Raw genomic sequence first — 14,958 nt, 5'->3', positions numbered from 1 at the left:
CCAACGTCGCGGTGATCGGGCCCTCCGGTCACCGGGAACGAGTTTAGGGGGACCTCGAAGTGTTGGGTGGCCTGGGAAGAGCACGATGTGTAATAGTTCGGAATATAAGAATCATGGAAACCGAGACATTTGGTTCGTTATGCCTTCCGCTGAGGAGGTTGTCATCACCGAAACCGGTAGGGAAGCACCCGCCGTACCCGGGCGAGCCCCGGCCGGGGACGTCGACGGGGTCCGGGCGGCCGTGGGCGGGGTCCTGCACGAACACCTGGGCGCACGGGTGCGCGAAGTGGATCTGCTCGACCCCGGGTGCGGCCGTGAACTGGCCGAACGCATCGTCTCCTTCACCCTGGGCGGCAAACGGCTCAGATCGGTCCTGCTCTGGTGGGGGTGGCTCGCCGGCGGGGGCGCCGCCCGGGGCGGCCCCGCCCGGGCGGCGCTGTCCGCCGGGGCCGCCATCGAGATGCTCCAGACCTTCGCGCTGGTCCACGACGACGTCATGGACGCGGCACCCACCCGGCGGGGAGAACCCTCCGTGCACGCCGCCCACGCCGCGGAGCACAGGACGCGCCGCTACCGCGGTGAGTCCGCACGCTACGGCGACTCCATGGCGGTCCTGACCGGCGACCTCGCCCTGGCCTGGGCGGACGACCTGCTGTACGGGGCACTCGCCGACCTGGCCACCCGGGCCCGGGCGTACCGCGTGTGGAGCGACATGCGCACCGAGGTGATGGTCGGGCAGTTCCTGGACCTGCGCTCCCAGGCGCGCGCCGAGCGCTCGGTGCGCACCGCCCTGCGGACCGACCGGCTCAAGACGGCCTCCTACACCGTCGAACGCCCCCTGCAACTGGGAGCGGTCATGGCCGGAGCCCCCGCCGCGACCGAGGAGGCGCTGCGCGGCTACGGCTGCGACGTGGGGGTGGCCTTCCAGCTCCGCGACGACCTCCTGGACCTCTACGGGGACCCGGCCCGCACCGGGAAGGAACCGGGGGAGGACCTGCGCGAGGGCAAGAACACCATGCTCCTCGCGGCGGGGATCGAGCTGGCGCGGGAGTGCGGTGACCTCGCCGCCCTGGTCCTGTTGGAGGGGGTGGGCGCCGGCCCCGTGGACCCGGCCGAGGCCGCCGCCGCACTCGACCGCGTGGGCGCCCGAGCCCTGGTCCGCGGACGCTGCCGCGCCCTGGCCAGGCGGGGGACGGCCCGTCTCGCCGACCTCGACCTCGCCCCGGCCCTGCGGGAGGGGTTGGTCGGCTTCGCCGAGACCGCGGCACGAATCTGACCGGCCCCGCCCACGAACCCCACCCATGAACGGAAGAGATCCCGTGAACCCTGCCCAGACACCGCAGCGAACCACCGGGCGCCCCCGGCCGCCAGGGCGCCCCCGTACCGGCCGGGACCCCGTGGTCGTCGTGGGCGCCGGGCTGTCCGGCCTGTCCTGTGCCCTGCACCTGCTCGGCGCCGGACGCGAGGTGGTGGTCGTCGAACGCCAGGAGCACCCGGGCGGCCGCGCCGGCCGCCTGGACATGGACGGCTTCCGCGTGGACACCGGGCCCACGGTCCTGACCATGCCCGAAATCCTGGACGAGGCCTTCGCGGCGGTCGGCGAGAGCCTCCGGGACCGCCTCGACCTCCTGCCGCTGGCTCCGGCCTACCGCGCCTCCTTCGCCGACGGTTCCGTCATCGACGTGCACACCGACCGCCGCCGGATGACCGCCGAGGTCGCCCGGGTCGCCGGAATCCGGGAGGCGGTCGGTTACCTGCGCCTGCGCGAGTGGCTCACCCGCCTGTACGAGGTGGAGATGCGCTCGTTCATCGACGCCCGGTTCGACTCGCCCCTGGACCTGCTCGGCCCGGACCTGGCGCGGTTGGCGGCGATGGGCGGCTTCGGCCGTCTGGCTCCCGCGGTCGGCCGCCACCTCGGGGACGAGCGCCTGCGCAGGATCTTCTCCTTCCAGTCGCTCTACGCCGGGGTGGCACCAGAACGGGCGCTGGCCGCCTATGCCGTCATCGCCTACATGGACACCATCGCGGGCGTGTACTTCCCGCGCGGCGGGATGCGCGCCATCGCCGACGCCCTGGCGGGAGCCGCGGCCAAGGCGGGCGCACGGCTGCGTTACGGGTGCGGCGTCACCCGGCTGGAACGGTCCGGTGACCGCGTCACGGCGGTACTGACCGACCAGGGCGAACGCATCGCCTGCGACCAGGTCGTCCTCACCGTCGACCTGCCCGCCGCCCACCGCCTCCTGGGACACCGTCCGCGGCGCCCGGTGCCGCACCGGTTCTCGCCCTCGGCGGTGGTCCTGCACCTGGGCACCGACCGCACCTGGGACCACCTGGCCCACCACACCATCTCCTTCGGAGAGCAGTGGGAGCGCACCTTCACCGAGATCATCGACCAGGGACGCCCGATGAGCGACCCCTCGCTGCTGGTCACCCAGCCCACGCTCACCGACCCCTCGCTGGCCCCGGACGGCCACCACCTGCTCTACGTTCTGGCCCCCGCCCCCAACCTCGCCGCGGGCGACACCGACTGGGACCGGGAGGGTCCGCGCTACCGCGACGCCGTCGTCCGGACCCTGGAGGAGCGCGGCCTCACCGGACTGGACGCCTCGGTACGCGCCGAGCGGCTGGTCACCCCGGCCGACTGGGCCCGCCAGGGCCTGGCCCGGGGGACCCCGTTCTCGTTGGCGCACACCTTCGCCCAGACGGGCCCCTTCCGCCCCCGCAACACCGTGCCCGGCACCGCCAACGCCGTCCTCGCGGGGTGCGGCACCACACCGGGGGTGGGACTGCCCACCGTGCTGCTCTCGGGGAAACTGGCCGCCGCGCGCCTTCTGGCCGCATCGAAACGACGGGGACGCCGATGAGCACCGCCACCGCCGAACTGGACGCCGCGGGCATCACCGCCCGGCGCCTGCGCGAGGACTACCTGCGCTGCCGCGGGCTGCACGCCCACCACGGCCGCACCTACTACACGGCCACCCGGGTACTGCCCCCCGAACGCCGCCCCGGCATCCACGCGCTCTACGGGTTCGCCCGCTGGGTGGACGACATCGTCGACGAACCGGCCCCCGGAACCACGGTCGAGGACCGCAGGTCCCGTCTGGACCGCATCGACGCCGACCTCGCCGCCGCCCTGTCCGGGGCCGAACCGGCGGAACCGGTCCTGCGCGCCCTGGCGCACACCGTACGCCGCTACGCACTGCCCCCCGAGTACTTCACCGCCTTCATGGCCTCCATGCGGATGGACCTGACGGAGACCGGGTACCGCGACCTCGCCCACCTGCGGGAGTACATGTACGGCTCGGCCGCGGTGATCGGGCTCCAGGTCCTGCCCGTCCTGGGCACCGTCGCGCCCCGCGAGGAGGCCGCACCGCACGCCGCCGCCCTGGGCGAGGCCTTCCAGCTCACCAACTTCCTGCGCGACGTGGCGGAGGACCTCGGACGCGGGCGCGTCTACCTGCCCGCCGACGCCCTGGACCGGCACGGCGTCGACCGGGCCCTGCTGGCGCACTGCGCCGACACCCGCGCCCCGGACCCCCGGGTGCGGCGGGCCGTCGCCGAACTGGTGCAGGTCAACCGGGACCTCTACCGGCTGGCCGAACCCGGGGTGGCGATGCTCGAACCGGTGGCCCGGCCGTGTGTCGCCACCGCCCTGCGGCTCTACCGGGCCATCCTGGACGAGATCGCCGCGGCGGACTTCGACGTGTGGAGCGTCCGCCACCGGGTTTCCGACACCCGCAAGATGGCGGCGGCCATGCCCGCCCTCGCCCGCTCGCTGTGGGCGCGGGCCGTCCCGCGACCCCGCAGCTCCACCCCCTGAGGAGAGCACAGATGTCCCTGCCCGACCCCGAACCGCGACGGATCCCCCTGCGCCGGATGCCCAGGGGCACCTGGGCCCGCCAGGAACCCACCTGGCGGGAGGCGGCCCCGGGGGTGATCGGGGCGGCCCTCAAACGTGCCCTGGCCCGCCCCTCGGGCAACTGGTACGTCCTGGCCGCCGCCGAGGAGGTGCGGACCGACCGCCCCTTCGGCCGGGTGGTGGCCGGCACCGAACTGGTTGCCTGGCGCACCCCCGACGGGGCCGTGCACGCGGGCCCGGGGGCCTGCCCCCACCTGGGCGCACCGCTGTGCCGGGGAGCGGTGGACCGGGGGCGCCTGGTGTGCCGCTGGCACGGGCTCTCCCTGGGATCCGAGGGCTTCCCCGGCTGGAGCCCCTACCCCGCCCACGACGACGGCGTGCTCGTGTGGGTGCGCCTGGACCGCGCGGGCGGCGAGGAGCCCCTGGACGCACCCGTCGTCCCCGAACGCCCCGCGGCCGCCCTGCGCGTCTCGGCGGTGGAGAGCATGGCGGGCCGGTGCGAACCCGAGGACGTGGTCGCCAACCGGCTCGACCCCTGGCACGGATCCTGGTTCCACCCCTACTCGTTCGTCGGGCTCCGGGTGACCGAAGTGCCGAGCGGACCCGACCCCGACCCGGACCGGATGGTGGTGGACGTCGGCTTCAGGGTGGCCGGCCGGTGGGGCGTTCCGGTGCGCGCCGAGTTCACCTGCCCCGATCCCCGGACCGTGGTCATGCGCATCATCGAGGGCGAAGGGGAGGGGAGCGTGGTGGAGACCCACGCCACCCCGTTGGGCACGGACGCCCGAGGTGTGCCCCGCACCGCCGTCATCGAGGCGACCGTCGCCGCCTCCGAACGCACCGGCTTCGCCCTGGCCCGCAGGGCCGCGGGGGCGGTCCGTCCGCTGATGCGGATGGCCGCCCGCCGCCTGTGGCGCGACGACCTCGCCTACGCCGAACGCCGCTACCTGCTTCGCGCCCGCGGCTGCTGGCCCGGCTGACGCAGGGACCGGGCCGCGGCGCGCAGCGGAGCGAACCTGCCCCGGCGGGGCACGCTCCACACGGTGTGGCCCGGCAGCCCCCACCGGGCGAGCAGGGCGTTGGCGGCCAGGACACCGCTGGTGGCCGCGCGCTCCATCAACGCCACCGGCAGGTCCACCCGCACGTGGTCCCCGGCCACCACCAGCCACGGGACCGGTGTGGTCACCGTGCAACGCCGTGCGTGCCCGCCCGGCGGGAACAGCGGACAGTCCTGCCGCACCTCGTGCCGGGCGTCCACCACCCGCGCAGCGCGCAGTTCGGGGTAGGCGGTCAGGGCCTGTTTCCACAGCGAGGCCTGCTCGGCCGCCGGGTCGCACCCCTGCGGCAGTGCGTAGGCGTGCAGTTCCACGACCGAACCGTCGGTGCGCCGTGCCCAGGCCGACGCCTGGTCCTCGTAGCGTTCCAGGACGCTGATGTTGTCCAGGGTGGGGTACCCGGCCGTGCCCAGGAAGGCCTGCCGGTGGGGACGCACCGGCCGGTCCAACCAGTAACGGGAGACCAGGAACGGCGGTGCGGACGGCACCGCGGCCACCCGGGCCCGCCAGGCGCTGGTGCCCAGGCCGGGGGAGTCCGCCACCAGGCGGCGCAGCCCGGGCGGATCCGCGGCCAGTACCACCCCGTCGAAGGACGAGCCGTGCTCCCCGCCGGTGCCGGACCAGGCCACGGTGGCCGCGTCGGCCCCCGACGGGGTGATCCGGTCCACCCGGGCCCCCTGGTGGAAACGGACCCCCGACCGGCGCAGGCGCTCGGCCAGCGGGTCCCACAGCGCCTGCGGGAAGGGTGAGCGGGGCACGTCGAACACCAGCCCCTCGGCGGAACCGAGGAAGTAGATGTGGAACATCACGGCCATCTCCGCCGCGGACAGGTGCTCGGGTGCGGCGAAGAAACTCCGGCTGAAGACCTCGAAGGCCAGGTGGCGGGCGCTGAGCGGGAAGCGGACCAGATCCAGCAGCTCCCGGGCGCTCAGGTGGTCCAGGCGTTCGTACACGCCCGGCGCGTCCACGTCCAGCAGTTGCAGCGCGGCGGGCAGGTTCACCCCGACCAGCTCACGGAGCGGGAAACTCCGGCTGGTGGCCGCCAGGGCGAGGGCGTTCCACGGCGGGGCCGGGGGGAGGCCGGAGAACCGGTCGGCCAGCCCGGAGGAGTGCACCAGCGGGTAGTCCGGCAACGGCGCCAGGCCGGACAGTTCCGGGTCGGCGTGGCGCAGCAGCGCGCGCAGGTTGTAGTACTGCCGGAAGAAGGCGTGGAAGCCCCTGCTCATCGTCGCGGTGGAGCCGTCCGCCAGTTCGGTGTCCCAGCCGCGCAGCCGGCCGCCCAGCCCCTCCTCGCGTTCCAGGACCCGCACCCGGACACCGCGCTCGGACAGCGCGCGGGCGGCCGACAGCCCGGCGATGCCCCCGCCGACCACCGCCACCCGCGGGGCGCGCCGGGGCGGCGGTCCCACCGGCGGGGGCGCCGGGACCGCCTCCGCGGCCGGGTCGTGTACGTCCGCGTTCACCAGCGGCCCCCGGGCCGCGCGCCGACGAAGGTGTGGGTGATCCCGTACTGCCAGCCCGGCAGCGGGGCCCCGGCCACCGACTCCAGCCCGGCGGCGCGCATCCGCGCCAGCAGGGCGCGGGCGCCGTCGAACTCCACCACGCTGCGCCACAGGTAGCGGAACAGGTCCGCGCGGCCGGTCAGGGCCCGCCCGGAGGGGATGACCACCCCCCAGCACACCGCGGTCCACACCGCCCGGGCCGACACCGAGTCCGCCACGGAGTACTCGTGCAGGGCCACGCGTCCGCCGGGCCGCAGCACCGCCGAGACCGCGGACAGCAGGGCGTCGGGGTCGGGGACGTTGCGGATCAGGTACGCGGCGAACACCGCGTCCGCCGGGCCGCCCAGACGCTCGGCCACCCACTCCGGTGTCAGCGTCTCGGCCCGTGCCCGGTGGAACTCCACACCGTGCGGCCAGACCTTGGACCGTGCGGCGTCGAGCATGCCCTGCGAGGCGTCCACGGCCACGATCCGGGCCCGCGGCGCCGCCTCCGCCAGGGCCGCCGTGGACGCTCCGGTCCCGCACCCCAGGTCCAACAGGCGCAGGCCCTCACCCCGCCCCGGCAGCCGTAGCCGCCGCACGGAGGTGCGCAGGTCGCGGTGGTATCCGGGGTTGGCGCCGACCAGCCGGTCGTAGGCGTCGGCCGCGTGGTCGAACTCGTGGGTGACCGCTCCGGTCTTCATCCGGCCCGTCGTGGTGGTCATGTTCCTCCCGTGTCCACCCGCCGGACGCCCCGCGCCCCGGCATGCTGGTGGTATGGCCGACTACGAAGTGGTGATCATCGGTGGGGGAGCCGCAGGGCTCACCCTGGCCCATCGCATGGGCGGGGTCAACGAACGACGCGGACGGCCCCTGCGCACCGCCCTGCTGGAACCGCCGTCCGGGCCACACACGCCGCCCCCGCGCACCTGGTGCTTCTGGGAGGCGGAGGGCGGACTCTGGGACCCGCTCCTGGCCGCACGGTGGCGCGACCTGACCGTGCTGGGGCCCGACGGCGCCGAGTACCGCTCCCCGGCCGACCCCTACCTGTACAAGATGCTGCGCTCCACCGACGTGGCCGCGCACGTCCGCGACCGCGCCGACGAGCACCTCGACCAGCGGGAGCTGTACGTGACCGGGCTGGTCGACGGTCCCGACCACGCCACTGTGCACGCCACCGCCCCCGACGGCACCGCGGTCCGCCTGAGGGCCCGGTGGGTCTTCGACTCGCGTCCGCCGCCCGTGCCGCAGGACGGGCGCACCACCCTGCTCCAGCACTTCCGGGGCTGGTTCGTGCGCACTCACCGCGACGCCTTCGACCCCGGTGCCGCCGTTCTGATGGATCTGCGTCCGCCCCAGCCCCGCACCGGGGTGGCCTTCGGGTACGTGCTCCCGCTGTCCTCCCGGGAGGCGCTGGTGGAGTACACCGAGTTCGGGCGCAGCGCCCTGACCACGGCCGAGTACGACGTGGCGCTCACCGACTACTGCACCCGGGCCGGACTGGGGGACGTCGAGGTCACCGCCGCGGAACAGGGGGTGATCCCGATGACCGACGCGTCCTTCCCCACCCGTACCGGTCGGCGCCTGTTCCGCATCGGCACCGCGGGCGGGGCCACCCGGCCCTCCACCGGCTACACCTTCAGCGGGGTGGCCCGCCAGACGGCAGCGGTGGCCCGGGCCCTGGCCGAGGGCCGGACCCCGGTGCCCCCGGTGCCCTACCGGGCCAGGCACCTGGCCATGGACGCCATCATGCTCCGGGCACTGGACAGCGGGCGGGTGGCGGGCGCCGACTTCTTCACGCGGCTCTTCGCCGCCAACCGGCTCGGCGACGTCCTGGCCTTCCTGGACGGCACCTCCCGCCTGCCCGGGGAGCTCGCGATGGGGCTGACCACCCCCCTCGGGGCGATGTCCCGGACCACCCTCGACCACCTGTGGTACAGCCTGCGCACCCGCGCCGGCGGGATCCCGGGCCGGTTCAGGGCGCCAGGGCGGCCATCGCCTCGGTGAGGGAGCCCAGGTGGCCGTCGGCGAACCGCCGGGCCGCCCGCACACCGCGCCAGCCCGGGCCCGCCGTGTACAGGCCGACGTGTTCCCTGGCTGCGGCGGCGGCCCCGGCGGCGGCCAACAGCGTCCCGGCGCCCTGGTCGCCACGGGTGTGGCACCACAGCACCACGGCGCTCGGCCCGATCCGCCGGACGGTGCGCACGACCGCCTCGGTGGGGGTGCAGGGCCCCAGGACCCGGTGGGCCCGACCGGCCTCCCGCAACGCCGCGGCCAGGGCCTCCACCGGCAGGCTGTGCATCTCGTGCGGGGCGCAGGCCAGGACCACCGGTCGGCCGGACCCGGGCGCGTGGCCCGGTCCCGGCCGGTCCGGCGGTCCCGGGGGCACCCGGCGCAGCGCCGAGGAGACCGCCCAGGACAGCAGGTGCTCCACCTCCACGTAGCGGCGGGTGTCCTCCCACTTGCGGCCCATCCCGTACAGCAGCGGCATCGCCAGGTTCTCCCAGACCGCGACGGTGCCGTGTTCGGCCAGTGCCCTCTGCAGCAGGTGTTCGACCAGGTCGGAATCCATGCGCATGGCGGCACGGGCGATCCCCTGCAGGGAGGGGGACGCGGTGCCGAGCGGCAGGGTGTCCCCGCCGGGCCGCCCCGGCCGTCCGGAGGCGGGCGGGGCGGGGCTCCCGGATGGTGTTGACGGGGTGCCGTGGGGGTCTGCTGGGGCGTGAGTGTGATCCTGTCCGGTTCGCTCGGGCGTGTCCGGGGAATCCTTCTGGGACACGGCGGCGGACGCGCGAAGGACCGGCCGAGCCGCCGGGGTCCGGTCCAGGATCCGCTGTGCGGCCGTGGCGGGGGGCACGCCCTCACCGACCAGACGGCACAGTTCCCGCAACCGGTCCATGTCGGCCGGTGAGTACCTGCGGTGGCCGCCGGGGCTGCGCTCCCCGGGACCGATCCCGTAACGCCGGTCCCAACTGCGCAGCGTGGTCGGAGTGACCCCCAACAGGCGGGCCGCGGCCCCCGGGGAGAGTGCGTCGTTCATGGCACCCCAACACGTTGCGAAAGCGGTGCGACTTGTGGCGCGCGTCGCTGACCTCCGACTCTAGTCGGGAGAGCACCGAAAGGGGCGACAACATGGATCTGGACACCAAGCGCCGGGCGGACCGGCGGCTCGACATCGTCTACCGGATCGGCGCCGGTCTCACCGGACTGGTCCTGATCGGTTTCGGCACCGCGGGACTGATGATCAGACTCCCGCTGTTCGACACCCAGGGCGAGGTGATCGCGGGACTGTCCACCAACGGGGCGCTGAGCTTCCTGTCGATCGCCATCGGATCGCTGCTGGTGGGCGCGATGGTGCTGGGCGGGATCTTCGCCTCCACCGTGTGCGTGGCGGTCGGTGCGGCCTTCGTAGCCAGCGGGCTGGTCAACCTCTACCTGATGAGTACCGACTTCAACATCCTGGCCTTCTCCATGCCCAACGTCATCTTCAGTTTCGTCGTGGGCCTGATGGTGATGACCTTCGGCATGTACGGCCGCTTCAGCGGCGGCCTGGCCGAGGACAACCCCTTCCGCCAGCACCGGGAGTCCCGGCACCGGGGCCGGGTCCCGGCTCCGCGCGCCGAGGGCGTCGGCGGGTCCGTCGGTCACGGGAGCACCGACGAACGCCTCCGGGACGCCGCAGGGGAACCCGACCACCGGGTGGAACAGCAGGCCGGAGCCCGGGACGCGGCCGCTGACGGGGGCGCACCGCGCGTGCGCGGCCGCCACCGCGCCGACGGGGCGGCGGAGTGAGCGGCGCGCCCCGCCGGGGGCGTCTGGCACTGGTCACCGGAGCCAGCGGGTACATCGGCGGCCGCCTGGTCCCCGAACTGCTCGCCGCCGGGTACCGGGTCCGCTGCCTGGCCCGGACCCCGGACAAGCTCCGCGACCACCCCTGGCGGGAGCGGGTGGAGGTGGTACGCGGCGACGTGATCTCCGGCGAGGGCCTGGCCGAGGCCCTGGCCGGGGCGGACGTGGCCTACTACCTGGTGCACTCGATGGGCGGGGGCGGCGACTTCGAGAGCAACGACGCGAAGGGCGCCCGTACCTTCGCCCGCGCCGCAGGGGAGGCCGGCGTCGGCCGGGTGGTCTACCTGGGCGGGCTCGCCCCGGACGGGGAGGAGCTCTCGGCGCACATGGCCTCCCGCAAGGAGGTCGCCGACCTCCTGCTGGACGGTCCGGTGCCCACCGTCGTGCTGCGCGCGGCGGTGATCCTCGGTTCGGGTTCGGCCTCCTTCGAGATGCTGCGGCACCTCACCGAACGCCTGCCCGCCATGACCACGCCGCGGTGGGTGCGCAGCCGGGTACAGCCCATCGCCGTACGCGACGTGCTGCGCCTGCTGGTGGAGGCCGACGCCCTGCCGGCCGACACCAACCGCGCCTTCGACATCGGCGGGCCCGAGACCCTCACCTACGCGGAGATGATCCAGCGCTTCGCCGCCGAGGCGGGTCTGGCCCGCAGGCTCATCCTCCCGGTGCCCGTGCTGTCGCCGGGGCTGTCCAGCCTGTGGGTCGGCCTCATCACACCGGTTCCGCCCGCGGTGGCGCGTCCGCTGGTGGAGTCGCTGCGCCATGACTCGGTGGCCGGAGAGGACGACCTGGCCGAGCTGTTGGACGACCACGAGCGGATCGGGTTCGACCGGGCGGTGGCGCTGGCGCTGCGCCGCATCGACGAGGACCGGGTGGACACCCGCTGGTCGTCCGCGGCCTGGCCCAGCGCCCCTTCGGACCCCCTGCCCACCGACCCCGACTGGTCCGGGGGCAGCCTGTACACCGACCGCCGCGCCCGGGTGGTGGACGCTCCCGCCGAACAGCTGTGGCGGGTGATCGAGGGGATCGGCGGGGAGCGGGGCTGGTACTCCTGGCCGCTGGCCTGGGCCGCCCGGGGCTGGATCGACCTGGCCGTGGGAGGGGTGGGGCCGCGCCGCGGCCGACGCGATCCCGAACGCCTGCGGGTGGGGGACTCGCTGGACTTCTGGCGGGTGGAGGAGATCGTGCCGGGACGGCTGCTGCGGTTGCGGGCGGAGATGCGGCTGCCCGGACCGGCCTGGTTGGAGCTGGGGGTGGGTGAGGCCCGTGGGCGCACCGTGTACCACCAGCGGGCGCTGTTCCACCCGCGCGGGCTGTTGGGCCACCTGTACTGGAAGGCGGTGACGCCCTTCCACGGGGTGGTGTTCGGGTCGATGGCCGCCAACATCGCCGCCCGGGCCGAGCAGGGCGCCGCGGGGGACCAGCGGGACCGGGGCGCCTAGCCGCGGGTCCGCCCCGGGAGAAGCCCCCTCACCCGCCCCGAACCGGTGGGGCGGGTGAGGGGGAGGGGACGGTGCACTCTCAGGATTGGCTAGGATTCCAAGAAGCTCGCATTTCTAGCTATATCTCAGCGAACCCGGAAGGACAACCGACGGTGAGTACACGACTCGAACCCCCGGCCCGGCGGTCACGCTGGTGGGTGGGGGCCGCCCTCCTGGTCGCCCTGGTGTGGATCCTGGGCGCGGGCCCCCTTGGCGCCTTCCTCGGCAGACTCGGCGAGGTCCAGACCAACGACCCCGCCGCCTTCCTCCCGGACGGTGCCGAGTCCACCGAGGTCGACCGGATCGCCGAGGACTTCGACCGCGCCGACAGCGTCCCCGCCGTCGTCGTCCTCTCCGGGGACGAGGACCTCGCCGACGCCCGACTCGCCGACGCCGCCTCCCTCGCCGAGCGGATCGGCGAACAACCCTGGGTCTCCGGCCAGGTGGTCGGCCCCGTCCCCGGCACCGAGGACCCCTCCGTCGCCCAACTCGTGGTCCCGGTGGACAACAGCTACGACACGGGGGAGTCCGTGGCCGAGCTGCGCGCCCTCCTCGCCGACGACCCCGTCGACGGCCTCCGGGCCCAGGTCACCGGTCCCGCCGGATACGCCGCCGACCTCTCCGCGGCCTTCGGCGGCATCGACTCCACCCTCCTGCTGGTGGCCGTGGCCGCCGTCCTGGTCATCCTCGTCGCCGTCTACCGCTCACCGCTGCTGCCGGTCCTGGTCATCGTCGCCTCCCTGCTCGCCCTCGGCCTGTCCGGCGCCCTGGTCTACGCCGCAGCCGACACCGGGCTGGTCAGCCTCAACGGCCAGAGCCAGGGGATCCTGTTCATCCTCGTCGTGGGCGCCTGCACCGACTACGCGCTGCTGCTCGTCGCCCGCTACCGCGAGGAACTCGCCGTCCGCGACCGGGTGCCCGACGCCGTCCTCGCGGCCGTACGAGGGGTCACCGGACCCGTCCTGGCCTCCGGCGGCACCGTCATCCTCGGCCTGCTGTGCCTGCTGGCCGCCGACCTCAACTCCACCAGCAGCCTCGGCCCCGTGGTGGCCATCGGCGTGGTGGCCGCCATGCTCGCCGCGATGACCTTCCTGCCCGCGGCCCTGGCCCTGTGCGGGCGCGCGGCCTTCTGGCCCGCCGCCCCGCACGGCCCCCGCCAGCAGGAGGGGCGGACCACCGACGGGGTCCTCCAGCAGCACCCCTTCTGGGGGCGGACCGCCCGCACCGTCGCCCGCCGCCCGCGCGCCCTCTGGCTGGGCACCGCCGCCCTACTGATGGTCGCCGCCGTGTTCGCGCCCCAGTTCACCGCCGAGGGCACCGGGCAGGCCGACGTCTTCCGCACCGAGGTCGAGGCGGTCGACGGTCAGCGCACCCTCGAACGCGGATTCGGCTCGGACTCCGGCGCGGCCCCCGCCCTGGTGGCCGCCGACGCCGACCGCCTGGACGAGGTCGTCGAGGCCGCGGAGGCGACCCCGGGAACGGACGGCGCGGCAGCCGTGACCGAGCCCGCACCGCCCGGAACCCGGAGCCCCGCCCTGGTGGTGGACGGCCGTATCCTGGTCGAGGTCGGCCTGACCGCCGACCCCGAGAGCACCGAGGCCGTCGACACCGTCCGCGAACTGCGCGAGAACGTGCGCGCCGTGCCCGGCGCCGACGCCCTGGTCGGCGGGGTCAGCGCCACCGACCTCGACACCCGGGAGACCGCCCAGCGCGACTTCGCGGTCGTGGTCCCCCTGGTCCTGGTCGTCGTGTTCCTGGTGCTGATCCCGCTACTGCGCTCCCTGGTGGCGCCGTTGCTGCTCATGGCGGCCAACGTGCTCTCGTTCGCCGCCGCCCTCGGGGTGGGCACCCTGGTGTTCGACCACGTCCTGGACCTGCCCGGGGCCGACCCTGTGGTGCCGCTGTTCGCGTTCGTGTTCCTGGTGGCCCTGGGCATCGACTACAGCATCTTCCTGATGTCGCGGGCCCGAGAGGAGACGCTCCTGCACGGCCACCGTGAGGGCGTCCTGCGGGCCCTCACCGTCACCGGCGGGGTGATCACCTCCGCCGGGGTGGTGCTGGCGGCGACCTTCGCGGCGCTCGCGGTCATCCCGCTGCTGTTCCTGCTCCAGCTGGCCTTCCTGGTGGCCTTCGGGGTGCTGCTCGACGCACTCGTGGTGCGCACCCTGCTCATCCCGGCGCTCGCCCTGGACGCGGGGCCCCGGCTGTGGTGGCCCGGGCGCGCGGGCCGGAACGCGCACCCGGGCCCGGAAACCGGTGCGGACGCGGTCTCCGGCACGGGCGCGCGACAGCTCACAACAGCTCGCCGGGAAGCTCCCGGTAGGCCCGGCTGAGCTCGTCGAGCAGCTCGGGGCGGGGCAGGCGGACCCCGTCCACCGACGCCACCGGGCGGACCCCGGTGGTGGCGTTGGTGACGAAGGCGCCCGCCATCCTGGTGGCCGCGACGGCCGCCAGCGGGCGCGTGGAGACCGGGACCCCGAGCCGCTCGGCGGCCTGGCTGACCAGGCGCATCGTCACCCCGGGCAGACAGGGGGCCTGAGGCCAGACCAGCCCGGACCCCTCCAGGAAGCCGATGTTCCAGGTGGGCCCCTCCGACACACGGCCGTCCACACCCGTGAACAGCGCGTCGTCGAAACCGTCCAGTTGGGCCGCGCGCCGCTGCCGGATCACCCCGAACAGCCCCGTCCCCTTGATCGTCGGGGTGTCCCGGTGGAACAGGCGGGTGCCGAGGTGGACCGGCGGCGGCGCGGAGCCCGGGGCCGCCCGCGTGGACACCAGGATCTGGGGCAGGGGCCGTACGGAGGGGCGGACCAGGTCCAGGGCGGGGTCGTAGACGGTCACCCGGACCACGGAGGGCGAGGGGTGCGCGCGGGCGGAGCGGCGGGCGAGCTCGCGCACGCGCGCGATGTCGAGTTCGGTGCCGAAGAGGGTCGCGCAGTCCCGGCTGAGGCGTTCCACGTGCAGGTCCAGGCCGCGCACCCGCAGGTCCGTGACGAGCATGGTCGTGAAGTGCCCGTAGCCGTACAGGGCGAGGCCAGCGAGTTCTCCCGTGCTGACGGGGCGTCCGTTCAGTTCCATTACGGGCACCATTCTGGCACTTCGGGACCTGCGGCAGGAGGTGGTTCGGGGGCCCGGCCCGGCCGTGTCCGGCCAAGCGCCGACCATGCCCGTTCGGGCGGGATCATGGAGGCACCCGGCCCGCCGGCGGGAGGTAACAGCCGCCCGGCCGGGTA

The 14,958-nt window shown here is 74.7% G+C and carries 12 protein-coding genes; 8 read left to right on the top strand and 4 right to left on the bottom strand.

Annotation, left to right across the window (positions count from 1 at the left end; all coding sequences use genetic code 11):
• Positions 1-139 precede the first annotated feature (139 nt).
• From IE195_RS04985 to IE195_RS04970, 4 genes are all read left to right on the top strand, one after another.
• Positions 140-1,276, top strand: coding sequence for a polyprenyl synthetase family protein (locus IE195_RS04985; protein ID WP_191268203.1), 1,137 nt, complete (start codon positions 140-142; stop codon positions 1,274-1,276).
• Between the two features lie 121 nt (positions 1,277-1,397).
• Positions 1,398-2,864 (top strand): phytoene desaturase family protein, encoded by a 1,467-nt coding sequence (gene crtI / locus IE195_RS04980; RefSeq protein WP_191268960.1) that lies wholly within the window; start codon positions 1,398-1,400, stop codon positions 2,862-2,864.
• Positions 2,861-3,820: a phytoene/squalene synthase family protein gene (locus IE195_RS04975; RefSeq protein ID WP_191268202.1), complete on the top strand. Its 960-nt coding sequence runs from the start codon at positions 2,861-2,863 to the stop codon at positions 3,818-3,820. The genes crtI and IE195_RS04975 overlap by 4 nt, the downstream gene beginning before the upstream one ends.
• Before the next feature lie 11 nt (positions 3,821-3,831).
• Positions 3,832-4,839, top strand: a complete 1,008-nt coding sequence (locus IE195_RS04970; protein ID WP_191268201.1) for a DUF5914 domain-containing Rieske (2Fe-2S) protein — start codon at positions 3,832-3,834, stop codon at positions 4,837-4,839.
• Here the strand turns inward: IE195_RS04970 and IE195_RS04965 are convergent.
• Positions 4,803-6,377 carry an FAD-dependent oxidoreductase gene (locus tag IE195_RS04965; protein ID WP_191268200.1) on the bottom strand — a complete coding sequence of 525 codons (1,575 nt, stop codon included), beginning with the start codon at positions 6,375-6,377 and terminating at the stop codon, positions 4,803-4,805. The genes IE195_RS04970 and IE195_RS04965 overlap by 37 nt on opposite strands.
• The gene (locus tag IE195_RS04960) at positions 6,374-7,120 is read right to left on the bottom strand and encodes a class I SAM-dependent methyltransferase (RefSeq protein WP_191268199.1); all 747 of its coding nucleotides are present in this window, start codon (positions 7,118-7,120) and stop codon (positions 6,374-6,376) included. Before IE195_RS04960 ends, IE195_RS04965 begins: the two co-directional genes overlap by 4 nt.
• A 52-nt stretch (positions 7,121-7,172) precedes the next feature.
• Between IE195_RS04960 and IE195_RS04955 the strand changes: the two genes are divergently transcribed.
• On the top strand, positions 7,173-8,402 hold the full coding sequence (locus IE195_RS04955; RefSeq protein ID WP_191268198.1) for a lycopene cyclase family protein: 1,230 nt from the start codon (positions 7,173-7,175) through the stop codon (positions 8,400-8,402).
• Here the strand turns inward: IE195_RS04955 and IE195_RS04950 are convergent.
• The gene (locus IE195_RS04950) at positions 8,371-9,435 is read right to left on the bottom strand and encodes a MerR family transcriptional regulator (protein ID WP_191268197.1); all 1,065 of its coding nucleotides are present in this window, start codon (positions 9,433-9,435) and stop codon (positions 8,371-8,373) included. The two genes, IE195_RS04955 and IE195_RS04950, sit on opposite strands and share 32 nt — an antisense overlap.
• Positions 9,436-9,527: 92 nt before the next feature.
• On the opposite strand from IE195_RS04950, the gene IE195_RS04945 reads away from it, so the two are divergent.
• The 3 genes from IE195_RS04945 to IE195_RS04935 all read left to right on the top strand — a co-directional run bounded on the left by IE195_RS04945 (position 9,528) and on the right by IE195_RS04935 (position 14,058).
• The gene (locus IE195_RS04945) at positions 9,528-10,187 is read left to right on the top strand and encodes a DUF4383 domain-containing protein (RefSeq protein ID WP_225942337.1); all 660 of its coding nucleotides are present in this window, start codon (positions 9,528-9,530) and stop codon (positions 10,185-10,187) included.
• Positions 10,184-11,686 carry an SDR family oxidoreductase gene (locus tag IE195_RS04940; protein ID WP_191268196.1) on the top strand — a complete coding sequence of 501 codons (1,503 nt, stop codon included), beginning with the start codon at positions 10,184-10,186 and terminating at the stop codon, positions 11,684-11,686. Before IE195_RS04945 ends, IE195_RS04940 begins: the two co-directional genes overlap by 4 nt.
• A 152-nt stretch (positions 11,687-11,838) precedes the next feature.
• On the top strand, positions 11,839-14,058 hold the full coding sequence (locus IE195_RS04935; RefSeq protein ID WP_191268195.1) for an MMPL family transporter: 2,220 nt from the start codon (positions 11,839-11,841) through the stop codon (positions 14,056-14,058).
• On the opposite strand, the gene IE195_RS04930 is transcribed toward IE195_RS04935, so the two are convergent.
• Entirely contained in the window at positions 14,018-14,803 is a 786-nt protein-coding gene (locus IE195_RS04930) for an aminotransferase class IV family protein (protein WP_191268194.1), read from the bottom strand. The genes IE195_RS04935 and IE195_RS04930 overlap by 41 nt on opposite strands.
• Positions 14,804-14,958: the final 155 nt, after the last annotated feature.

It is taken from the genome of Nocardiopsis terrae (assembly GCF_014651695.1).
Lineage (GTDB): Bacteria > Actinomycetota > Actinomycetes > Streptosporangiales > Streptosporangiaceae > Nocardiopsis > Nocardiopsis terrae.
The sequence above is the reverse complement of the archived record's forward strand: the minus strand, read 5'-3'. Positions and strand labels throughout refer to the sequence as shown.